A 21,734-nucleotide genomic window follows, 5' to 3' on the forward strand; every position below is an offset into this window, starting at 1 on the left:
GAGCCGGGCGCTGCGCTGGCGATCACAAAGCCTGTGACCCGTGAACGAACACGGCTCGGGACGGGTCAGGGGCTGTGCGCGGGGTGTGACGCAGGACCCGCGTACACGCGACATGTGTGACACGAGGGGGGCGTTTGTGACACGAGTGCCGCAAAGGCGTACGCGGGCTCATGGGCGCGGCGCGTTGACTTCGCCGGAGTTTTCCGGGCCGTCGAGCGGTCCGCGCGAGGTGGGCCGGACCCGCTGCGCCGGGCCCGGCCCACCGGCTCTCCCGCTTCCCCCTCTGCGGGTGCCGTCGGCGGTGGTCTCCCCCCGAGGACCGGCCGCCGGACGATCAGCGTGCAGTCAGCGCACCCTGCCGGTCTTGGAAAAAACCGAACTGCGGGCCGACGTCAGCAACAGACTCGTCGCCTCGCCGGTCATCCGGTCGGCCGTCGGCACCCCGGGCTGCGACACCGGCGGCAGTTGCCGGGCCGTCGTGAACTCACGCGGCGTGCACCCGGTCATCGCCCTGAACTCACCGCTGAGATGGGACTGGTCGTAGAACCCGCAGATCGCCGCCGTCTCCGCCTGCCCGCGCCCCTGCGCCAGCAGTCGCCGAGCCCGCTGCAGGCGCAGCACCCGCGCCGCGACCTTGGGCCCGAGCCCGATCTGCTCCCGGAAACGGTTCTCCAGCTGCCGTACGCTCCAGCCCACGTCGTCGGCCAGGTCCCGTACCGGCATCGCACCGCCCGTCCGCACGAGCTCCGACCAAGCCCGCACCACCCGCGCCGAACTCGGCGTCCCCGCCTGCGACCAGCGGAGGAAGACGTCGTCCAGCAGCCCGAACCGGGCCTCCCAGGTCGGCAACGAGGCCAGGGCGGCGGCCAGTTCACCGATGGTGTTGCGCCGGCCGCCCACCGCCCGCGTGCCCAGCACATGCGGCAGCTCGTCGGGATCGACGGTACGGTCCGTCAGCTCGTACTGCGGGGTACCGAACAGCGTGAACGCCGCCCAGGGCGTCAACAGCACCTCGATCCCCGACAACCGCCCACCGTGCTCCCCGACGGCCGGCGTGGTCGTGGGCCCGCAGTACACCGACACGAGCGTGGACGTCGGCCGCCCGGCCCGCGTGATCCGCACCGGCTGCTCGAACCCGAGCAACAGGGTCGCGGCCCCGATCGGCACCTCCAGCCGCCGCCGCGGCCGGTCGAGCGCCAGCCGCAGTCCGCGATAACTGATCACCCCGGGTCGCAGCAGCGGATGCGGCCGCGCAAGAACGGTCTCCCAAGACCCCCAGGCCCCATGCCCTGATCGGACGGCTCTTGTCATCCCCCCATGCTGCAACCCACCAAGGGGCGCGGGACAGTATCAATTTGCGGCTACGCCGCGTGGGCGCGACAAGCCACAACGAACCGCAAGCCGCCGACGTACAGCCCCGGCACCCCCCTGGGCGCTCCCTACGCCCCGCACGACCTCAAAAACGCCCGCGTCCGCTGAGCGATAGGCAGCGGCTTGTCCGGATCGCACGGGTACATGTCCTGCTCGACGATCGCGAACAGTTCCACGTCCAGCTTCTGCGCAGCCTCCAGCACCGGCCCCAACGCCGGTACGCCGGCAGGCGGTTCGCACATGACGCCCTGCGCCACGGCCGGCCCGAACGGCGTCCCCTTCGCCCGTACGTCCGCCAGGATCTCCGGATCCACCTGCTTCAGATGCAGGTACCCGATCCGCTCCCCGTACGTCTCGATCAGCTTCACGCTGTCGCCGCCGCAGTACGCGTAGTGCCCCGTGTCCAGACACAGCGACACCAGCGAGGAGTCGGTCCCGTCCAGGAACCGCTGCACGTTCTCCTCGCTGTCGATGTGCGTGTCGGCATGCGGATGCACCACGATCTGCAGCCCGTACCGCTCCCGCACCTCACGGCCCAGCCGCTCGGTCAGAGTGGTCAGATTGCGCCACTGCTCGGCCGTCAGCGTGTCGGACTCCAGCACCTCGCCGGTCTTGTCGTCCCGCCAGAAGGACGGGATGACCACCAGGTGGGACGCCCCCATGGCCTGCGCGAGCACCGCGTTGTCCGCGACGTGCGCCCAGGTCTTGTCCCACACCGCCTCGCCGTGGTGCAGGCCCGTGAACACGGTTCCGGCGGAGACCTTCAGGCCACGCCGTGAGGTCTCCTCGGTGAGGACCGCGGGATCGGTCGGCAGGTACCCGTACGGACCCAGTTCGATCCACTCGTAGCCGGAGTCCGCCACCTCGTCGAGGAACCGCTGCCACGGAACCTGCTTCGGGTCGTCCGGGAACCAGACGCCCCAGGAGTCGGGAGCCGATCCGATCCGGATGCGGGACAGTGAGGACTGGGGTGACAGGGAGCTCATGCCGGTCAGCTTCCGGGGACCGGTAAGCGCTGTCAAGGTCTCGTCCGTATGTCTGGACAAAACATTGACAGGGCTCCTTTCCCGGGGCTACAAACGCGGGGAGAGCCGCAACGAAGGGAAGCCGATGGCGTACGACCTGATCACCATGGGGCGGATCGGTGTGGACCTGTATCCGCTCCAGACCGGCGTACCGCTGCCGCAGGTGACGAGCTTCGGCAAGTTCCTCGGCGGCTCGGCGACGAACGTCGCGGTGGCCGCCGCCCGTCTCGGCCGGAACACCGCGGTGATCACCCGCACCGGCGACGACCCGTTCGGCACCTACCTGCACGAGGCCCTTCAGGGCTTCGGCGTCGACGACCGCTGGGTCACCCCGGTCCCGGGCCTGCCCACGCCGGTCACGTTCTGCGAGATCTTCCCGCCGGACGACTTCCCGCTGTACTTCTACCGGCAGCCCAAGGCGCCCGACCTCGAGATCGACGCCCATGAGCTGGACCTCGACGCCATCCGCGAGGCGCGCGTCTTCTGGGTGACCGGCACGGGCCTGAGCGAGGAGCCCAGCCGTACGGCGACGCTCGCGGCCCTCGCGCACCGCGCCAAGGCCGGTACGACGGTCTTCGACCTCGACTGGCGCCCCATGTTCTGGACGGACCCCGCCTCCGCCCGCCCCTTCTACCAGGAGGCCCTGCGCCACACGACCGTCGCGGTCGGCAACCTCGACGAGGTGGAGGTCGCGACCGGCGTGCGCGAACCGCGGGCCGCCGCGCAGGCGCTGCTGGACGCCGGCGTGGAGCTGGCGGTCGTCAAGCAGGGCCCCAAGGGCGTCCTCGCCGTCAACGGCAAGGGCGAGTCCGCCGAGGTCCCGCCCCTCCCGGTCACGGTCCTCAACGGCCTCGGCGCCGGTGACGCGTTCGGTGGCTCCCTGTGCCACGGACTGCTGGAGGGCTGGGACCTGGAAACGATCATGCGGCACGCCAACGCGGCCGGCGCCATCGTCGCCTCCCGTCTGGAGTGCTCCTCCGCCATGCCGACCCCGGCCGAGATCGAGGCCGCGCTCACCGCGGGAGCCGTCCTGTGACCGTCGACGTGACGGAGCTGGTCCGTCTGCGCACCCAACGCCCCGAGGCGATCGCGGAGGCCGCCGCCCGTCGTGAGCGGCGGGCGCTGGTCGGCACGAGCGGCCGTCTGATGATCGTGGCCGCCGACCACCCGGCCCGCGGCGCGCTCGGGGTGGGGGACCGCAGGTTCGCCATGGCCAACCGCGCCGACCTCCTCGAACGACTGTGCCTGGCGCTCTCCCGGCCCGGCGTGGACGGAGTCCTCGCGACCGCCGACATCCTGGACGACCTGCTGCTGCTCGGCGCGCTGGAGGGCAAGGTCGTCATGGGCTCGATGAACCGCGGCGGCCTGCAGGGCGCCAGCTTCGAGCTCGACGACCGCTTCACCGGCCACCGCCCCGAGGACATCGAGCGGCTGAACTTCGACGCGGGCAAGCTGCTGCTGCGCATCGACTACGACGACCCCGGCTCCCTGACCACGCTGGAGTCCACCGCCCGCGCCATCGACGCCATGGCAGAGCGCCGGCTCCCCGTGTTCGTCGAGCCGTTCATCAGCCGCCGCACCGACGAGGGCCGGCTGAGGAACGACCTGTCCGCCGAGGCCGTCACCAGGTCCATCGCCATCGCCTCCGGTCTCGGCGGCACCTCGGCCTACACCTGGCTGAAGCTCCCGGTCACCGAGAACCCCGACGACATGGCCGAGGTCATGCAGACCTCCACGCTGCCCGCCGTGCTGCTGGGCGGCGAGGTGGGTGACGACCAGGACGGGGCGTACGAGAAGTGGCGCGGCGCCCTCCAACTGCCCACCGTGCAGGGACTGGTGGTCGGCCGGTCGCTGCTCTACCCGGCGGACGGCGACGTGGCCGCCGCCGTGGACACCGCCGTAGGACTGCTGTGAGGGCCGCATGAGCAGCAACGGGCTGTACATTCCGCGGGGCGCCACCGCCGACGCCGACTACGCGTTCGACGTGGATCCCAAGCGCGCGGGCTGGGAGTACTGCAGCCTGCGGATCGTGGAGCTGACGCCGGGCGGTACACACACGTTCACCACCGGTGACAGCGAGTGGATCGTGCTTCCGCTGGAAGGCGGATGTACGGTGCAAATGGCGGATGAACAGTTCCAACTCCTGGGCAGGGCAAGCGTTTTCGAGTCGGCCACCGACTTCGCCTACGTTCCCCGTGACGCCCGGGTCCAGATCGCCTCCGGCGCGGGAGGCCGCTTCGCCCTGGCAGGAGCGAAGTGCGAGCGACGACTCCCCGCCCGCTACGGCCCCGCGCCGGAGGTCCCCGTCGAAGAGCGCGGCAGCGGCACGCAGTTGCGGCACGTCCGCAACTTCGCCTCCGCCGACGCCTTCGACTGCGACCGGCTCATCGCCGTCGAGGTCGTCACCCCCGGCGGCAACTGGTCGTCCTACCCACCGCACAAGCACGACGAGCACCGGCCCGGCGTGGAAGCGGAGTTGGAGGAGATCTACTACTTCGAGATCGCGGGCCCGAACGGTTTCGGCTATCAGCGCGTATCTCCCTCCCGTGAGGGCGGATCCGACGTCCTCGCCGAGGTCCGCTCCGGCGACGCCGTCCTCGTCCCCGACGGATGGCACGGCCCGTCCATCGCCCAGCCCGGCCACGACATGTACTACCTCAACGTCATGGCGGGACCGGGTGAGACACGGGAGTGGCGGATCTGCTTCCACCCGGACCACACGGAGGGGTACCGATGACGATCCGGCTGACCGTGGCACAGGCGCTGATCCGCTTCCTGTCCGCCCAGCACACCGAACGCGACGGCGAGCGGCGGCGGTTGATCGACGCCACCTGGGGCATCTTCGGCCACGGCAACGTGGCCGGCATCGGCCAGGCGCTCCTCGAACACCGCGACGCCATGCCGTACCACCAGGGCCGCAACGAGCAGGCCATGGTGCACGCGGCCGTCGGCTACGCGCGTCAATCGGGCCGGCTGTCCACCCACGCGGTGACGACGTCCATCGGCCCCGGCGCCACCAACCTCGTCACCGGCGCCGCCCTCGCGACGATCAACCACCTCCCGGTCCTGCTGCTGCCGGGTGACGTCTTCGCCACCCGCCCCGCCGACCCGGTCCTCCAGCAGCTCGAAGTGCCGTACGCGGGCGATGTGTCGGTCAACGACAGCCTGCGCCCGGTGTCGCGGTACTTCGACCGGATCACCCGGCCGGAAGCCCTGATCCCGGCGGCCCTCAACGCCATGCGGGTGCTCAGCGACCCCGTCGAGACCGGCGCCGTCACCCTCGCCCTCCCGCAGGACGTCCAGGCCGAGGCCCACGACTGGCCCGAGGAGTTCTTCGCCGAGCGGACCTGGGTCGTACGACGGCCCGGTGCCGATCCGACCGAACTCGCCGAAGCGGTCCGGGCGATCAGGTCGGCGCGCCGGCCCCTCGTCGTCGCCGGCGGCGGTGTCCACCACAGCCGGGCCGAGCGGGCCCTCGCGGAGTTCGCGGAAACCACCGGCATACCGGTCGCCTCCACCCAGGCCGGCAAGGGCTCCCTGCGCTGGGACCACCCCCAGGACGTCGGCGGCGTCGGCCACACCGGCACGGCGACCGCGGACGAACTCGCCCGCACCGCCGACCTGGTGATCGGCGTCGGCACCCGCTACACCGACTTCACCACCGCCTCCGGCACCCTCTTCTGCGGCGAGGGCGTCCGCTTCCTCAACCTCAACATCGCGCCCTTCGACGGCCACAAGCTCGCCGGACTGCCGCTGATCGCGGACGCCCGCAGCGGCCTGGAGGAGCTGACCCAGGCCCTGGAGATCCACGACCACCGGGTCGCCGCCTCCTACGTCGCCGAGTACACCGAGGACAAGGAGCGCTGGGAGCAGCGCGTCGACGCCTGCTACGAGGCCGACGAGCCGGACGTACGGCCGACGCAGCCGCAGGTGCTGGGCGCGCTGGACGCGATCGTCGACGAGAGCGACATCGTCATCAACGCGGCCGGCTCCCTCCCCGGCGATCTGCACAAGCTGTGGCGGGCGCGCTCGCGGGACCAGTACCACCTGGAGTACGGCTACTCCTGCATGGGCTACGAGATCCCGGCCGCGATCGGCGTGAGGATGGCCGCGCCCGACCGGCCGGTGTGGGCGCTGGTCGGCGACGGCACCTATCTGATGATGCCGACGGAGATCGTGACCGCCGTGCAGGAGGGCGTCGCGATCAAGGTCCTGCTGATCCAGAACCACGGATACGCCTCGATCGGCGGTCTGTCCGAGTCGGTCGGCGGCGAGCGGTTCGGCACCGCCTACCGCTTCCCGTCCGACGACGGCACGTACACCGGGGCGCCGCTGCCCGTGGACCTGGCCGCCAACGCCGCCAGCCTGGGCATGCGCGTCCTGCGCGCGAAGACCGTCTCGGACCTGCGCGAGGCGCTCGCCGAGGCCCGCGCCGCCGACACGCCCACATGTGTCTACGTCGAGACCGAAACCGCAGACACAGTGTCGGGGGCGCCTCCCGCGCAGGCCTGGTGGGATGTACCTGTGGCCGAGACCGCGACCCGACCGTCGGCGGTCAAGGCACGAGAGCTCTACGAACGGCACGTCTCCACCCGACGCCGCCATCTGTGCTGAATCTCCCGGGGGACGACCCCCGGACCCCCGGCAGAAAAAGCAGGTCGGCCCCCGTGACCGGCGCGGACGTCCCGAGGCGGACCTGAATGAAGGAGTAACTGGGCATGACGAAGATCGTCAACCACTGGATCGGCGGCAAGACCGTCGAAGGTGCGTCGGGCAACCACGGGCCGGTCACCGACCCGGCCACCGGCGCGGTCACCACGAAGGTCGCCTTCGCCTCCGTCGAGGAGGTCGACGCGGCGGTCGCGGCCGCCAAGGACGCCTACGCGACCTGGGGCCAGTCCTCGCTGGCCAGGCGCACGGAGATCCTGTTCAAGTTCCGTGCGCTGCTGGACGCCAACCGGGACGCGATCGCCGAGCTGATCACCGCCGAGCACGGCAAGGTGCACTCCGACGCGCTCGGCGAGGTCGCCCGCGGTCTGGAGATCGTCGACCTGGCCTGCGGGATCAGCGTGCAGCTCAAGGGCGAGCTGTCGACGCAGGTCGCCACCCGGGTCGACGTGGCCTCGATCCGCCAGCCGCTGGGTGTCGTCGCGGGCATCACGCCGTTCAACTTCCCGGCGATGGTCCCGATGTGGATGTTCCCGATCGCCATCGCGTGCGGCAACACCTTCGTGCTCAAGCCCAGCGAGAAGGACCCCTCGGCCTCGATCAAGCTCGCCGAGCTGCTCGCCGAGGCCGGCCTGCCGGACGGCGTCTTCAACGTCGTCCACGGCGACAAGGTGGCCGTGGACCGGCTCCTGGAGCACCCGGACGTCAAGGCCGTCTCCTTCGTCGGCTCGACCCCGATCGCCCGCTACATCCACACCACCGCCTCCGCCAACGGCAAGCGTGTACAGGCCCTGGGCGGCGCCAAGAACCACATGCTGGTCCTCCCGGACGCCGACCTGGACGCGGCGGCCGACGCGGCCGTCTCCGCGGCCTACGGCTCGGCGGGCGAGCGCTGCATGGCCATCTCCGCGGTCGTCGCGGTCGGCGCGATCGGCGACGAGCTGGTGGAGAAGATCCGCGAGCGCGCCGAGAAGATCAAGATCGGTCCCGGCAACGACCCCACCTCCGAGATGGGCCCGCTGATCACCGCCGCCCACCGCGACAAGGTGGCCTCCTACGTCTCCGGCGCCGCAGCGGAGGGCTGCGAGGTCGTCCTCGACGGCACCGGCCACACCGTGGACGGCTTCGAGGACGGCCACTGGATCGGCATCTCCCTGCTCGACAAGGTGCCGACCACCGCCAAGGCCTACCGGGACGAGATCTTCGGCCCCGTGCTGACCGTGCTGCGCGTGGACACCTACGAGGACGGCGTTGCCCTCATCAACGCCTCCCCGTTCGGCAACGGCACCGCGATCTTCACCCGGGACGGCGGCGCCGCCCGCCGCTTCCAGCTGGAGATCGAGGCCGGCATGGTCGGCGTGAACGTCCCGATCCCGGTCCCCGTCGGCTACCACAGCTTCGGCGGCTGGAAGGACTCCCTCTTCGGCGACCACCACATCTACGGAAACGACGGCACGCACTTCTACACCCGCGGCAAGGTCGTCACCACCCGCTGGCCCGACCCCTCCGAGGCCCCGGCCGGCGTCGACCTGGGCTTCCCCCGCAACCACTGACATAGGCCCCGGGGCCGTCCGCACAGCGGACGGCCCCCTTTTTTGTGCGCCTTTTCTGTGCGCCGCGCCTACGGTTCCCGCACGGCTGAAATGGGCCGCATTCCGGCGATGGTGTGCGGTATCCGGGATCAAAAGCCCACTCGATCTACGGATTTCGTAGATAAACACCTATTGACGCGTCGGTTTTCGTCGGGGTTCCATTCAGCGCAATCCCCTGCCCCTGGCGATCGGAACCGCGCATGACCGACACGCTCCGCCCCGTCGACACCGTCGTCGACGCGCCTCACGGCCCACAGCAGCTCAAGCGCTCCATCGGCGTGGTGGGCGGAACCCTCCTCACCCTCTCCTGCGTCACCCCGGCCTCCACGCTGTTCGTGGTCGTCCCGGACCTCTTCGGCTCGCTCGGCACCGCCACCGCCCTGACGATCGCCATCGGCTCCCTCCTCTGTATCGCCGTGGCGTTCTGCTACTCCGAGCTGGGCACCCTCATCCCCAGCGCGGGCGGCGAGTACGCCATGGTCTCGACGATGGCGGGCCGGCTCGCGGGCTGGCTGGTCTTCGTCCTCTCCCTGCTGGTCGTCATGATCGTGCCGCCGGTGATCGCGATGGGCACGGCCGACTACCTAGCCCCGGTCGTCCACCTCGACCCCGCCATGACCGGCGCCGGCGTGATGCTCCTGGCCACCCTCGCGGGCCTGCTCGACCTGCGCGCCAACGCCTGGATCACCGGCGTCTTCCTGGTCCTGGAGGTCATCGCGGCCGGCGTCGTCGCCCTGCTGGGCTTCACCCACAGCCACCGCGGCCTCGGCAGCCTCACCTCGATGCAGGTGACGGGCGCGCACGGCCACACGGACACGGTGACCGCCATGCTGGTGGTCTCGGGACTGGCCATCGCCCTCTTCGTCACCCAGGGCTTCTCGACGGCCGTCTACCTCTCCGAGGAACTGGAGCACCCGCGCCGCAACGTCGCCCGCACCGTCCTGGCCACCCTCGCCATCTCGACGGTGATCATCCTGGTGCCGGTGGTGGCGATCACCCTGGGCGCCTCGGACCTCTCCGAGCTGACCGGCGGTGACATCAGCTCCATGGTCACCGCCTGGTCCGACTCCGCGGTCGGCACCTTCGTCAGCCTCTGCGTGGCCCTCGCGATCATCAACGCGGGCATCGTCATGGTCATCCAGAACTCCCGCGTCCTGTTCGCCTCGGCCCGTGACAAGGCCTGGCCCCAGCCGGTCAACGACGTCTTCGCCAAGCTCGGCCGCTTCGGCTCCCCCTGGGTCGCCACCCTCGCCGTCGGCGTCCCCGGCGCCCTGCTCTGCTTCGTCAACCTGGACACCCTGTACGGCGTCACGGGCGTCTCGGTGACCGGCATGTACCTCCTGGTCGCGGTCGCCGCCCTCCTCTGCCGCCGCGGCGCCCACAAGCACACCCCTGCCTGGCGCATGCCCCTGTGGCCCGCGATGCCGGTCCTCCTCATCGCGGTCCTCGCCTACATCCTCACCCAGCAGGAGACGGCCTACCTGCTGTGGACGGGCGGCATCACGGCGGCCGCGACCCTGTACTGGGCCCTGTACCTCCGCCCCCGCAAGGACACGAGGTGGCTGGTGTCGATCCCGGAGGACGCCCGGGCATAGCGTCTCCTACCGCACCTGGTGTACGTGCCGGGCGGACCGTACGTCCGTGGGAGGGCCGGGGGTTCACCCCGGGGTCTGCCTCCTTTGTCGGTGGCGCCCTTTACGGTTGACGCATGGATCTTCGACTGCCCCACCCGCGAGGGCCGCTGCGGAGGCCCCGACGGCTGCTGGCCGCCGGGGCCGCCGTCGTCGTACTCGCGGGCGCGGGAACGTGGACGGCCGTCGCCTCGGACAGCAAGCCCCCGGTGCACGAGACCGACCGCATCATGGCCATCGACGGTGTCCGCGTCGACACCTCGTACTTCACGTCCGGCCCCGCCGGCCGCAGGCCCGCCGTGCTGCTGGCCCACGGCTTCGGCGGCAGCAAGCAGGACGTACGGCAGCAGGCGGAGGACCTCGCCAGAGACGGCTACGCGGTACTGACCTGGTCCGCCCGGGGCTTCGGCAGGTCCACGGGCAAAATCGGCCTCAACGACCCCAAGGGCGAGGTAGCGGACGTCTCCCGGCTCATCGACTGGCTGGCCAAGCAGCCCCAGGTCCAGCTCGACAAGCCCGGCGACCCGCGCGTGGGCGTCGCCGGCGCCTCGTACGGCGGCGCGATCTCCCTGCTCGCCGCCGGTCACGACCGGCGCGTGGACGCCATCGCCCCGGCGATCACCTACTGGAACCTCGCGGACGCCCTGTTCCCGAACGGCGTCTTCAAGAAGCTGTGGGCCGGCATCTTCGTCAACTCCGGTGGCGGCTGCGAGAAGTTCGAGCCGCAGCTGTGCCGGATGTACGAGCGGGTCGCCGAGTCGGGCACGCCCGACGCCCAGGCCCGCGAACTGCTCCAGGCCCGCTCTCCCTCCGCCGTCGGCAGCCGCATCAAGGTGCCCACCCTGCTGATGCAGGGCCAGACCGACTCCCTCTTCCCGCTCGGCCAGGCGGACGCGGCCGCGAAGGCGATCCGCGCCAACGGCGCCCCGGTGGACGTCGACTGGATCGCCGGCGGGCACGACGGCGGCGACATGGAGACCGGCCGGACGCAGTCACGCGTGCGTGCCTGGTTCGACCGGTACCTCAAGGACGACAAGGGCACCGACACCGGCCCGGCCTTCCGCGTCACCCGCACCGGAGGCGTCGACTCCACCAGCGGCGCGGCCCAGTTGCGCGGCGCCACCGACACCACCTACCCGGGCCTGGAGAGCGGGCGGCGCCCGGTCGCCCTGCGCGGCACCCAGCAGCGCTTCGACAACCCGCCCGGCGCCAGCCCGCCCGGGGTCTCGGCCCTGCCCGGCCTCGGCGGCGCGGGCGGCCTCGCCCAGCTGTCCTCGCTCGGCGTCGGCGTCTCGCTGGACTTCCCCGGCCAGTACGCCCACTTCGAGTCGGAGCCGCTCACGACCGGCCTGCGCATCACCGGATCGCCGACCGTCACCGTGCACGTGAAGTCGACGAGCGACGACGCCGTCCTCTTCGCGAAGGTGTACGACGTCGGGCCCGGCGGCGGCACCCCCGTGCTGCCCTCGCAGCTGGTGACGCCGATACGCGTCGAGGGCGCCAGGGCCGGCAAGGACGTCACGATCACCCTCCCGGCGATCGACCACGAGGTCGAGCAGGGGCACCGGCTCCGCCTGGTCCTCGCCTCCACCGACCTCGGCTACGCCTCCCCGACCGCCCCGGCGACGTACACCGTCTCGCTCAAGGGCGACCTGACGGTGCCCACGGCCCCGGGTGTGTCGACCGCCGCCGCCCCGCTGCCGTCCTGGGTGTGGTGGCTGCCGCCGGCCGGCGCGGTCATCGCCCTGGCCCTGCTCCTGACGAGCCGTCGCCGCACGACCGCGGCACCGCCGCCCGACCCGGACCTCGCCGACATCCCGCTGCAGATCACCGGCCTCAGCAAGCGGTACGCCCGCTCCGCCGACCGGTACGCCGTGCGGGAGGTGACCTTCCGCGTCGAGAAGGGCCAGGTCCTCGGCCTGCTGGGGCCGAACGGCGCGGGCAAGACGACCACCCTGCGCATGCTGATGGGCCTGATCAAGCCGGACGCCGGCGAGATCCGCGTCTTCGGCCACGCCATCCGCCCCGGCGCCCCGGTCCTCTCCCGGGTCGGCGCCTTCGTGGAGGGCGCGGGCTTCCTGCCGCACCTGTCCGGCCGGGAGAACCTGGAGCTGTACTGGCAGGCCACGGGCCGCCCGCCCGAGGACGCCCATCTGGAGGAGGCCCTGGAGATCGCCGGGCTCGGCGACGCGCTCGCCCGGGCCGTGCGCACCTACTCCCAGGGCATGCGCCAGCGCCTGGCCATCGCCCAGGCCATGCTCGGCCTGCCGGACCTGCTCATCCTCGACGAACCGACCAACGGCCTGGACCCGCCGCAGATCCGGGAGATGCGGGAGGTGATGATCCGCTACGCGGCCGCCGGCCGCACGGTCATCGTCTCCAGCCACCTCCTCGCGGAGGTCGAGCAGTCCTGCACGCACCTCGTCGTCATGGACCGCGGCCGGCTCGTCCAGGCGGGACCGGTCGGGGAGATCGTCGGCTCGGGCGACACCCTGCTCGTCGGCACCGCCGCGCCCGTGGAGGAGCCGGTCGTCGAGAAGGTCGCCACCCTGCCGGGCGTCGCCTCCGCGGTGCCCGCCGACGGCGGCCTCCTCATCCGGCTCGACCCCGACGGCAGCGCCCAGCGCCTGGTCGTCGAGCTCGTACGGCTCGAAGTGCCCGTCCAGTCGGTGGGCCCGCACCGCCGCCTGGAGGACGCCTTCCTCACCCTGATCGGAGGTTCCGCATGAGCACGCTCGTCGAGCGCACCGAGACCGCCTCCGGTTACCGGGCGGGCCGCACCCTGCCCCTGCGGGTCGAGCTGGTACGACAGTTGAAGCGCCGCCGCACGCTCGTCATGGGCGCGATCCTCGCCGCGCTGCCGTTCGTGCTGCTCATCGCCTTCGCCATCGGCAACCCGGGCGAGCGGGGCGGCCAGGTGACCCTGATGGACACGGCGACGGCGTCCGGCGCCAACTTCGCCGCCGTCAACCTGTTCGTGTCGGCCGGTTTCCTGCTGGTCATCCCGGTCGCCCTGTTCTGCGGGGACACCGTCGCCTCGGAGGCCGGCTGGTCCTCCCTGCGCTATCTGCTGGCCGCACCCGTGCCGCGCGCCCGCCTGCTGTGGTCCAAGCTCGTCGTCGGACTCGGCCTCAGCCTCGCCGCGATGATCCTGCTGCCGGTGGTCGCCCTGGCCGTCGGCACGGCCGCCTACGGCTGGGGCCCGCTGCAGATCCCCACCGGCGGCGCGCTGGACACCGGCACGGCCACGCAGCGCCTGCTGGTGGTGGTGGCGTACATCTTCGTGTCCCAACTGGTCACCGCGGGGCTGGCGTTCTGGCTGTCGACCAAGACCGACGCGCCGCTCGGCGCGGTCGGCGGCGCGGTCGGCCTGACCATCGTCGGCAACGTCCTGGACGCCGTGACCGCCCTCGGCCACTGGCGGGACTTCCTGCCCGCGCACTGGCAGTTCGCCTGGGCGGACGCCGTCCAGCCGCACCCGGAGTGGTCCGGCATGATCCAGGGCACCGCGATTTCCATAACGTACGCGCTCGTCCTGTTCGCCCTGGCCTTCCGCGGTTTCGCCCGCAAGGACGTGGTCTCCTAGGGCCTGTTGCGAAAGTCCCGCCGTCCGCCCGGAGGGCGGGCCCTGCGGCGTCCGGTGCGTGCTCTCGGCGTGCCGGGTGCAAGCCCTCGTACTGGACGTACTTGGGTTTGTGCCCGGTGCGGCGAGAGTGCGTGCCGGGCGTCGCGGGGCAGGCGGGACTTTCGCAACAGGCCCTAGGTCAACGGAGGGTCACCCACCGGTCTCGGCGGGCCATGATCGTGGCCGCTTCGAGATCCATCCGCAACGGTTCGTCACGCACGTTCCGACCCCCTCCGCCGTCACAGTCACAGACGGCGACGCCTACACGGCCGTTCGAACCACCGGTCAATCGGCAGAGGGGGCACGGAAGATGGAGCAGCGGTACCCAACATCAGGGCCCGACACGGCACACCGTCGGACCCGACGGCTGCGCGTCGCCCTGCTCGCCCTCGCGGCGACAGGCGGCCTGCTGCTCACGGCGTGCAGCGCGGGCCAGGAGAGCAACACCAGTTCGGCGGACCGCTCGCACCGCACCGGCGGCCTCCCGGCCCCGGCCGGCTCGGCGGCGGCCGGGGAGCAGCGCGCCGAGAGCCCGGACGACAGCCCGTCCGCCGACCACCTCTCCACCTTCGCCCTCGACGTCGACACCGCCTCCTACGGCTACGCCCGCCGGGTCCTCGCCGACGGCCGGCTGCCGGACCCCTCGCAGGTGCGCCCCGAGGAGTTCGTCAACAGCTTCCGCCAGGACTACGACCGCCCCGACGGCAACGGCTTCTCGGTCACCGTCGACGGCGCCCGCACCGACAGCGCCGGCTGGTCCCTGGTCCGCGTCGGCCTCGCCACCCGCGCCGCCGACTCCGGCGAACGCCCGCCCGCCGCGCTCACGTTCGTCGTCGACGTCTCGGGCTCCATGGGTGAGCCCGGCCGCCTGGACCTCGCGAAGAAGTCCCTCGACACGATGACCGACCAGCTCGGCGACGACGACTCGGTCGCCCTGGTGACCTTCAGCGACGAGGCGCGGACCGTCCTGCCGATGACCCGCCTCGGCGGCCACCGCGGCAGGGTGCACGACGCCGTCGACGACCTGGAGACCGAGGACTCCACCAACCTCGGCGCGGGCGTCGAGAAGGGCTACGCCACCGCCACCGACGGCCTGCGCGAGGGCGCGACCAACCGGGTCGTACTGATCTCCGACGGTCTCGCCAACACCGGCGACACGCACGCCGACTCCATCCTCGAACGTGTCTCCCGTGAACGCCGCGACCACGGCATCACGCTCTTCGGGGTCGGCGTCGGCAGCGACTACGGCGACGCCCTGATGGAACGCCTCGCCGACAAGGGCGACGGCCACACCGCCTACGTCTCCGGCGACGACGACGCCCGCAAGGTCTTCGTCGACCAGCTCCCGCAGAACATCGAACTCACCGCCCGGGACGCCAAGGCCCAGGTCGCCTTCGACCCGGAGACCGTCGCCGAGTTCCACCTCGTCGGCTACGACGACCGCAAGGTCGCCGACGAGGACTTCCGCGACGACAACGTCGACGGCGGCGAGGTCGGCCCCGGCCACACCGTCACCGCCCTGTACGCCGTGCGCACCAAGCCCGGCGCCGACGGCCACCTCGCCACCGCCAGCGTCCGCTGGCTCGACCCGAAGTCCCGTGCCCCGCACGAGGAGTCCGGCCAGCTGGAGACCGACGCCCTGCACGACGGCGTGTGGAGCGCCCCCAGCCGCTTCCAGGTCACCGCGGTCGCCGCCTACTTCGCCGACACCCTGCGCACCCGCGCCTCCGAGGCCGACGACGTCGGCTCCCTCCCCGGCAATCCCGGCCTCCGCGAACTCGGCGAGCGGGCCCACGCGTTGGCGAAGAAGACCGAGGACCAGGACGTCGACCGGCTGGCGGAGGCGATCGACGAGGCGAGCGCCATGAAATGATCCGGCCCCATTGACTCCTCCTTACTTGCGAGTAAGTTGTGCTCCCAGTCCGAGCCGACCGGGAGCCGTCATGGGCGTACGCAAGGATCTGAAGCGGGCCAAACGACGCGGTGACCTGGCCGCGCGCACCAGGGTCGAGGTCGTCAGGGACGCGTCCGGCGCGGTGCGCGAGGCCCGCACTGCGCCGATGGCGACGACACCCACCACCGGCAGCACCGCCGACCTGCCCTACACCAACGCGGCCGAGGCCCCGGACGCCGTGATCCTGCGCCGCAAGCTGCACGGCACCTGGCAGCCGGTCACCGCGGCCGCCTTCGCCCGCGAAGTGAGCGCCGTCGCCAAGGGGTTGATCGCGGCCGGCCTCGAACCGGGCGGCCGGGTCGCGGTGATGTCCCGCACCCGCTACGAGTGGACGGTCCTCGACTTCGCCGTCTGGGCGGCCGGCGGTCAGACCGTCCCGGTCTACGCCACCTCCTCCGCCGAGCAGGTCGAGTGGATCGTCCGCGACTCCGGCGCCCGCTTCGTCGTCACCGAGACCGCCGACAACACCGCCACGGTGACGACCGGAACCGCCGGTCACCGGACCCCGCCCCACACCTGGGAGTTGGACGAGGGCGCGCTCACCGAGCTCACCGTCCTCGGCCGGGACGTCCCCGACGAGGAGGTCACCAAACGCCGTACCGCCCTGACGCCCGACACGATCGCGACGATCTGCTACACCTCCGGCACCACCGGCCGGCCCAAGGGCTGTGTGCTCACCCACGCCAACCTGCACGCCGAGGCCGCCAACACGGTCGAACTGCTGCACCCCGTCTTCAAGGAGGTCACCCGCCAGCAGGCCTCCACCCTCCTCTTCCTCCCGCTCGCCCACATCCTCGGCCGCACCCTGCAGATCGCCTGTCTGATGGCCCGCATCGAGATCGGCCACTGCCCCAGCATCAAGCCCGACGAACTCCGGCCCGCCCTCAAGGAGTTCCGCCCCACCTTCCTGGTCGGCGTGCCGTACCTCTTCGAGAAGATCCACGACGCCGGCCGCGCCACCGCCGAGAGGATCGGCCGGGGCGCCTCCTTCGACCGCGCCGACCGCGTCGGCGTCCGCTTCGCAGCGGCGTACCTCGACAAGTTCCTCGACCGGGGCAAGGGCCCGGGTCCCGCCCTGTACGCCGCCTGGGCCCTCTACGACCTGCTGGTCTACCGCCGTGTCCGCAAGGAACTCGGCGGCCGCATGCGCTACGCCATCAGCGGCGGCTCCCCGCTCGACCGCAACCTCAACCTCTTCTTCTACGCGGCCGGGATCATCGTCTACGAGGGCTACGGCCTGACCGAGACCAGCGCGGCCGCCACCATCGTGCCCCCGCTCAGGCCCCGCCCGGGCACCGTCGGCCAGCCCGTTCCCGGCACCGCGGTGCGCATCGCCGACGACGGCGAGGTCCTGATCAAGGGCGGCATCGTCTTCGGCGCCTACTGGAACAACCCGGCGGCCACGGACGCCGTGCTCCAGGACGAGTGGTTCGCCACCGGCGACCTCGGCGCGCTCGACGAGGACGGCTATCTCACCATCACCGGCCGCAAGAAGGACATCCTCGTCACCTCCGGCGGCAAGAACGTCTCCCCGGCCGTCCTGGAGGACCGGCTGCGCAGTCGCCCGCCGATCGGCCAGTGCGTCGTCGTCGGCGACAACCGCCCCTTCGTCGCCGCCCTCATCAGCCTCGAACCCGAGGCGGTCGCCCACTGGCTGACCGTCCGCGGGCTGCCCGCCGACACCCCGATGTCCGAGGTGGTACGGGACCCCCGCATGCGCGCCGACGTCCAGCGGGCCGTCGACTACGCCAACGAGGCGGTCTCGCGCGCCGAGTCGATCCGCGCCTTCACGCTGGTCGAGGGCGAGTTCAACGAGGAGAACGGCCTGCTCACCCCGTCCCTGAAGGTCAAGCGGCACGCCGTGCGGGCCGCCTACGCGGACGAGATCGAGGCGCTGTACGCCAAGTAGCCGCCCGCGCACGCGAAAGCGGGCCGCCGATGTGCTCGACGACCCGCTTCGGCGGTACCGCGGTCAGCTGTTGCTGGCGCCGTTGCCCGACAGGACCGGGATGTTGTCCAGGATGTGCGACAGCGGCTCGTCGCCCTTGGCCTGGGTGGAGTTCTCGGTGCACTGCTGGTTCTGCGGGGCCGAGAGGATCGGGATGTCCTGCACGCCGATGTTGGCGATGAGGGCGGCGACGGACTGGACGTTGACCTTCGCCGGCAGGCCGACGCAGGGCTTGTTCAGGGTGCCCTGCACGAGCGAGAGCTGGGGGCTCATGTCTCCGTGCGTGGCCTGGTTGCCGTACTTCTGGACGGCGCCGTTGCCGTTGAGGGTTTGCACCCCGTCGTCGTTGCCGATGGCCAGCGCCGGGGCGGCGCCGGCGGCCGTCACGCCGGCGATGGAGGCGGCGATGGCCGCGCTTGCCCACAGCTTCTTCATGTTCGTTCCCTTTCGGAGAGCGGACTCCGGTGCGAAGTTTCGGAGAGCGGACCCCGTTGCAGAGCCGCGTTTTGATCAACCGCCGACCGCGGGTTTGGTTGCGCTGGATGCCCCGTTCGGCCCAGTGCGGGAGAGAAAGTGTTATCTCGTTACGGACGTGACTCGTCCCCGACGTACCTCCTCACCGACAGGCGAAGGAACTTCCCCGGACAGGGAGGTAGCCCTGCATACGCGGTGGGTCGCTCGGGCGGGGGCTCTGTCCGGCCGGGATCAGTGGCCGGTCGGCGACCAGGCCCGCGAACACCTGGTCGGCCTTCCTGCGGTCCCAGCGCAGGGTCGAGCCGACGCCCTGGATGACCGGGTTGAAGCCGGCGATCGGCACGGTGGCGAACTCGGTGTGCGACAGCGGCACCCGGCTCAGCACCGACGCCAGCTCCATCAGATCACCTGCGCCGAAGCCCTGGTCGACGGATGCGGCACCGAGAAGGGTGCGCCCGACACGCGCCATCGCCTCGGGGTCGGTGAGCACCCGCCGGGACATCAGGTCCCGCAACGCCGCGACCAGGAACCGTTGCTGACGCTGGATCCGGCCGAGGTCCGCGGTGGAGTCCACATGGCGCGAGCGGACGTACTGCAGGGACCGCCCGCCGCCGAGCCGGTGCCGGCCGGGCGCGAGGTCGAGCTTGGTGGCCGAGTCCTTCAGCCGGCGCGCCGTGCACACCTCTACCCCGCCGACCTGGTCGACGGCGTCCATGAACCGGCGGAAGTCGATCTGCAGGAAGTGGTCGATCGGCACGTGCGTCATGTCCTGCACCGTGCGCACGGTGAGCTGGGCGCCGCCCTCGGCATAGGCGTTGTTGAGTTTGGCCGGATGCGCCGGGCGCTCTTCCCCGGTGAAATCGTCCCGGCGGGCGGGAATCTGCGCCAGGGAATCGCGCGGCAGACCGACCACGCTCACCCGGTCCCGGCGTTCGGAGACATGGACGAGCATCATCACGTCCGTGCAGTCGCAGGCGACACCGCCCGCGTGGAACTTCCGCTTTTCCTCGGCCGTGATGGTGTCGCGGCCGTCGGTTCCCAGCAAAAGGATGTTCGTTCCGTGCGCCGCTTTCTCGGGAGCGCGGAACGCGGAGTTGCCGAGAAGGGGTACGGCGGCCAGCAGCACCATTCCCGGAATGAGCAGGCGCCGCAGTGATGTCCGGAAACGCAAGGGGTTCTTCGCCATGCGAGGAAGGTAAGCGAACGGGCCGCCGAGAATTCGGCGGCCCGCTGTGTGCGTCGTCCGATCAGCTGTGGCTGGCGCCGTTGCCGGACAGGACCGGGATGTTGTCCAGGATGTGCGACAGCGGCTCGTCGCCCTTGGCCTGGGTGGAGTTCTCGACGCACTGCTGGTTCTGCGGGGCCGAGAGGATCGGGATGTCCTGCACGCCGATGTTGACGGCGGAGAGGATGGACTGGGCGTTGACCTTCGCGGGCAGGCCGATGCAAGGCTTGTTCAGCGAACCCTGGACCAGAGCCATCTGCGGGCTCATGTTCCCGTACGTCGCCTGGTTGCCGTAGATCTGCTCGGCGCCGTTGCCGTTGACGGTCTTGACGCCACCGTCGTTGCCGATCGCCAGCGCCTGGGGCGCGAACGCGGCCGAGGCTCCGACAACGGAAGCGGCGACCACAGCGGCCGACATAACCTTCTTGATCACTTGCTGGTCCCTTCTGGAGTAACCCCGTCCACCGGAGCGCCCTGAACAACTCGGCCCGGACCGCTTGGTTGCTCCCGTTCACTCCAATGGCCGCAGGCGAATCCCGACAGGGTGAAGCCGCGGAACCAAAAACGTCGCCTCTGGTTGATGGGGGGTCAGGAGTGTGTGCTTCAGGAAAGGACCGGAGAAATGTTCAAGAAGGCAATGGCCGTCACGGCGGTCGCGGCGTCCGTCGTCGGTGCTTCGGCGGCCCTCGCGCCCCAGGCGCTGGCCATTGGCAACGACGACGGCGTCAAGACCGTGAACGGCAACGGTGCCGCGCAGGTCTACGGCAACGGCACGACCAAGGGCGCCATGAGCCCCCAGGCCTCCCTGGTCCAGGGCACGGCGAACAAGCTCTGTGTCGGCCTGCCGGCGAAGGTGAACGCCCAGTCCCTCGTCGCCATCCTCGCCAACGTCGGCGTCCAGGACATCCCGGTCCTGTCGGCCCCGCAGAACCAGCAGTGTGCCGAGAACTCGACGCAGGCCAAGGGCGACGAGCCGCTGTCGCACATCGTCGACAACATCCCGGTCCTGTCCGGCAACGGCGCCAGCAACAGCTGATCGCGGCACCACCGGAGCGGCCCGGTCGGCCCGCCCTCTTCCGGGCGAGCCGACCGGGCCGCTTTTCCTATTGTGGGTACGCCCTGGGAGAGGGGTTTTCTGCTCCTCTTGGGTCAAACCGGCGATTCAACACGGGGCGTTCGAGTGAATTGTGCCGCACCCCACGTTCCGCAGTTTCTTCCGCTGTCTATTCCTCGTTTTGCAGCCTGCAGGTCATGGTGCGAGCCGTTCAAGCTGTGCTCGCTCGGTTTCGGCCGTCACCAGGACATGACCGCAGAGAAGGGAAAGCTCATGAAGAAGACCGCCGCTGTCGTCGCCGGCGTGATCATGGCTCTCGGCATGGCCGCCCCGGCCTTCGCGGACGCCGAGGCCGAGGGTGCCGCGATCGGTTCCCCGGGGTTCCTCTCGGGCAACGTGGTCCAGGTCCCGATCCACGTTCCGATCAACGTGTGCGGCAACACCGTCAACGTCATCGGTCTGCTGAACCCCGCCATCGGCAACTCGTGCAGCAACGACTGACGACGTAACGCTCGAAGCACCAGCCTCGCGGCTGTGTCATGGCCGGCCCTGGACGCCTTGTCTCCGTTCCAGGGCCGGCTTTTCCCACTTCTCCCAGCAGGAAGACAACGAGAGTGCGACAGACCCTGAGCAAGGGAATGGTCGCGGCCGCCGCCGCGACGAGCATCCTGTCCCTGTACGGCAGCCCCGCCCTCGCCGACTCGCACACGGGTGGGGCCGCCAAGGGTTCGCCGGGCGTCCTGTCCGGCAACAACGTCGAGGCCCCCGTCGAGGTGCCCGTCAACGCCTGCGGCGACTCCGTCAACGTGGTCGCCGGACTCGACCCGGCGTTCGGCAACCACTGCGCGAACGACTCGGGTTCGCACAAGCGCCGCGCACACCAGAGGTCGCACGAGGGCTTCGGCGACGACACCGGGTACGGCGACGAGGACTCCGGTTACGGCGAGACGGGGTACGGCGGCCACGGGGGCGGCCACAACGGTGGCGGCGGATACGGCGACCACACCCAGCCACCCGTGCATGTCGACCACACGCCGCCCCCCGGACACGGCGACCACACGCCCCCGCCCGGTGGCGGTCACCACTCCCCGCCGCCGCATGGTGGAGGGAACCACACCCCGCCCCCGTACGGCGGCCACTCCTCCCCGCCTCCGCATGGTGGAGGGG

18 protein-coding genes are annotated in these 21,734 nt (G+C 71.0%); 13 read left to right on the forward strand and 5 right to left on the reverse strand.

The features are described 5' to 3' along the window. Positions 1-345: 345 nt before the first annotated feature. Both GRC12_RS24440 and GRC12_RS24445 read right to left on the reverse strand, forming a co-directional pair. Positions 346-1,311 (reverse strand): helix-turn-helix domain-containing protein, encoded by a 966-nt coding sequence (locus GRC12_RS24440; RefSeq protein WP_208781510.1) that lies wholly within the window; start codon positions 1,309-1,311, stop codon positions 346-348. Between the two features lie 128 nt (positions 1,312-1,439). Then, entirely contained in the window at positions 1,440-2,357 is a 918-nt protein-coding gene (locus GRC12_RS24445) for a sugar phosphate isomerase/epimerase family protein (RefSeq protein ID WP_208781511.1), read from the reverse strand. Positions 2,358-2,481: 124 nt separating this feature from the next. On the opposite strand from GRC12_RS24445, the gene iolC reads away from it, so the two are divergent. From iolC to GRC12_RS24495, 10 genes are all read left to right on the forward strand, one after another. Further along, positions 2,482-3,432 (forward strand): 5-dehydro-2-deoxygluconokinase, encoded by a 951-nt coding sequence (gene iolC, locus GRC12_RS24450; protein ID WP_208781512.1) that lies wholly within the window; start codon positions 2,482-2,484, stop codon positions 3,430-3,432. After that, complete coding sequence (locus tag GRC12_RS24455; RefSeq protein WP_208781513.1) at positions 3,429-4,310, forward strand: Cgl0159 family (beta/alpha)8-fold protein; 882 nt, start codon at positions 3,429-3,431, stop codon at positions 4,308-4,310. The genes iolC and GRC12_RS24455 overlap by 4 nt, the downstream gene beginning before the upstream one ends. 7 nt (positions 4,311-4,317) lie before the next feature. Then, entirely contained in the window at positions 4,318-5,133 is an 816-nt protein-coding gene (gene iolB / locus GRC12_RS24460; protein ID WP_208781514.1) for a 5-deoxy-glucuronate isomerase, read from the forward strand. Further along, positions 5,130-7,010 carry a 3D-(3,5/4)-trihydroxycyclohexane-1,2-dione acylhydrolase (decyclizing) gene (iolD, locus tag GRC12_RS24465; protein ID WP_208781515.1) on the forward strand — a complete coding sequence of 627 codons (1,881 nt, stop codon included), beginning with the start codon at positions 5,130-5,132 and terminating at the stop codon, positions 7,008-7,010. Before iolB ends, iolD begins: the two co-directional genes overlap by 4 nt. A 104-nt stretch (positions 7,011-7,114) precedes the next feature. Next, the gene (gene mmsA / locus GRC12_RS24470) at positions 7,115-8,617 is read left to right on the forward strand and encodes a CoA-acylating methylmalonate-semialdehyde dehydrogenase (RefSeq protein ID WP_208781516.1); all 1,503 of its coding nucleotides are present in this window, start codon (positions 7,115-7,117) and stop codon (positions 8,615-8,617) included. 239 nt (positions 8,618-8,856) lie between these two features. Beyond that, a complete protein-coding gene (locus tag GRC12_RS24475) occupies positions 8,857-10,251 on the forward strand; it encodes an APC family permease (RefSeq protein WP_208781517.1) in 1,395 nt (464 codons plus the stop codon). Positions 10,252-10,364: 113 nt separating this feature from the next. Next, complete coding sequence (locus GRC12_RS24480; RefSeq protein WP_208781518.1) at positions 10,365-13,016, forward strand: CocE/NonD family hydrolase; 2,652 nt, start codon at positions 10,365-10,367, stop codon at positions 13,014-13,016. Next, positions 13,013-13,873 carry an ABC transporter permease gene (locus GRC12_RS24485; protein WP_208781519.1) on the forward strand — a complete coding sequence of 287 codons (861 nt, stop codon included), beginning with the start codon at positions 13,013-13,015 and terminating at the stop codon, positions 13,871-13,873. Before GRC12_RS24480 ends, GRC12_RS24485 begins: the two co-directional genes overlap by 4 nt. 349 nt (positions 13,874-14,222) lie before the next feature. After that, positions 14,223-15,785, forward strand: a complete 1,563-nt coding sequence (locus GRC12_RS24490) for a vWA domain-containing protein (protein ID WP_208781520.1) — start codon at positions 14,223-14,225, stop codon at positions 15,783-15,785. Between the two features lie 70 nt (positions 15,786-15,855). Further along, complete coding sequence (locus GRC12_RS24495; RefSeq protein ID WP_208781521.1) at positions 15,856-17,775, forward strand: AMP-dependent synthetase/ligase; 1,920 nt, start codon at positions 15,856-15,858, stop codon at positions 17,773-17,775. 63 nt (positions 17,776-17,838) lie between these two features. Here the strand turns inward: GRC12_RS24495 and GRC12_RS24500 are convergent, their stop codons facing one another. From GRC12_RS24500 to GRC12_RS24510, 3 genes are all read right to left on the reverse strand, one after another. Beyond that, positions 17,839-18,249: a rodlin gene (locus GRC12_RS24500; RefSeq protein WP_208781522.1), complete on the reverse strand. Its 411-nt coding sequence runs from the start codon at positions 18,247-18,249 to the stop codon at positions 17,839-17,841. Between the two features lie 181 nt (positions 18,250-18,430). Beyond that, complete coding sequence (locus GRC12_RS24505) at positions 18,431-19,474, reverse strand: LCP family protein (RefSeq protein WP_208781523.1); 1,044 nt, start codon at positions 19,472-19,474, stop codon at positions 18,431-18,433. A 61-nt stretch (positions 19,475-19,535) separates the two neighbouring features. Next, positions 19,536-19,946, reverse strand: a complete 411-nt coding sequence (locus tag GRC12_RS24510; RefSeq protein WP_208781524.1) for a rodlin — start codon at positions 19,944-19,946, stop codon at positions 19,536-19,538. Positions 19,947-20,135: 189 nt separating this feature from the next. Between GRC12_RS24510 and GRC12_RS24515 the strand changes: the two genes are divergently transcribed. The 3 genes from GRC12_RS24515 to GRC12_RS24525 all read left to right on the forward strand — a co-directional run. Beyond that, positions 20,136-20,549, forward strand: a complete 414-nt coding sequence (locus GRC12_RS24515) for a rodlin (protein WP_208781525.1) — start codon at positions 20,136-20,138, stop codon at positions 20,547-20,549. Positions 20,550-20,840: 291 nt separating this feature from the next. Then, a complete protein-coding gene (locus GRC12_RS24520; RefSeq protein ID WP_244373715.1) occupies positions 20,841-21,068 on the forward strand; it encodes a chaplin in 228 nt (75 codons plus the stop codon). A 113-nt stretch (positions 21,069-21,181) separates the two neighbouring features. Next, positions 21,182-21,734: chaplin (locus GRC12_RS24525; RefSeq protein ID WP_308286624.1), on the forward strand; the 553-nt coding region annotated here is incomplete at its 3' end.

Source organism: Streptomyces griseorubiginosus (assembly GCF_017614965.1).
Taxonomy (GTDB): domain Bacteria; phylum Actinomycetota; class Actinomycetes; order Streptomycetales; family Streptomycetaceae; genus Streptomyces; species Streptomyces griseorubiginosus_B.

Excerpts from the sequence above, each read along its gene's own strand:
- GRC12_RS24440 (WP_208781510.1), bottom strand. The coding sequence starts at position 1,311 with ATGACAAGAGCCGTCCGATCAGGGCATGGGGCCTGGGGGTCTTGGGAG.
- GRC12_RS24445 (WP_208781511.1), bottom strand. The coding sequence starts at position 2,357 with ATGAGCTCCCTGTCACCCCAGTCCTCACTGTCCCGCATCCGGATCGGA.
- iolC (WP_208781512.1), top strand. The coding sequence starts at position 2,482 with ATGGCGTACGACCTGATCACCATGGGGCGGATCGGTGTGGACCTGTAT.
- iolB (WP_208781514.1), top strand. The coding sequence starts at position 4,318 with ATGAGCAGCAACGGGCTGTACATTCCGCGGGGCGCCACCGCCGACGCC.
- iolD (WP_208781515.1), top strand. The coding sequence starts at position 5,130 with ATGACGATCCGGCTGACCGTGGCACAGGCGCTGATCCGCTTCCTGTCC.
- mmsA (WP_208781516.1), top strand. The coding sequence starts at position 7,115 with ATGACGAAGATCGTCAACCACTGGATCGGCGGCAAGACCGTCGAAGGT.
- GRC12_RS24475 (WP_208781517.1), top strand. The coding sequence starts at position 8,857 with ATGACCGACACGCTCCGCCCCGTCGACACCGTCGTCGACGCGCCTCAC.
- GRC12_RS24480 (WP_208781518.1), top strand. The coding sequence starts at position 10,365 with ATGGATCTTCGACTGCCCCACCCGCGAGGGCCGCTGCGGAGGCCCCGA.
- GRC12_RS24485 (WP_208781519.1), top strand. The coding sequence starts at position 13,013 with ATGAGCACGCTCGTCGAGCGCACCGAGACCGCCTCCGGTTACCGGGCG.
- GRC12_RS24490 (WP_208781520.1), top strand. The coding sequence starts at position 14,223 with ATGGAGCAGCGGTACCCAACATCAGGGCCCGACACGGCACACCGTCGG.
- GRC12_RS24495 (WP_208781521.1), top strand. The coding sequence starts at position 15,856 with ATGGGCGTACGCAAGGATCTGAAGCGGGCCAAACGACGCGGTGACCTG.
- GRC12_RS24500 (WP_208781522.1), bottom strand. The coding sequence starts at position 18,249 with ATGAAGAAGCTGTGGGCAAGCGCGGCCATCGCCGCCTCCATCGCCGGC.
- GRC12_RS24505 (WP_208781523.1), bottom strand. The coding sequence starts at position 19,474 with ATGGCGAAGAACCCCTTGCGTTTCCGGACATCACTGCGGCGCCTGCTC.
- GRC12_RS24515 (WP_208781525.1), top strand. The coding sequence starts at position 20,136 with ATGTTCAAGAAGGCAATGGCCGTCACGGCGGTCGCGGCGTCCGTCGTC.
- GRC12_RS24520 (WP_244373715.1), top strand. The coding sequence starts at position 20,841 with ATGAAGAAGACCGCCGCTGTCGTCGCCGGCGTGATCATGGCTCTCGGC.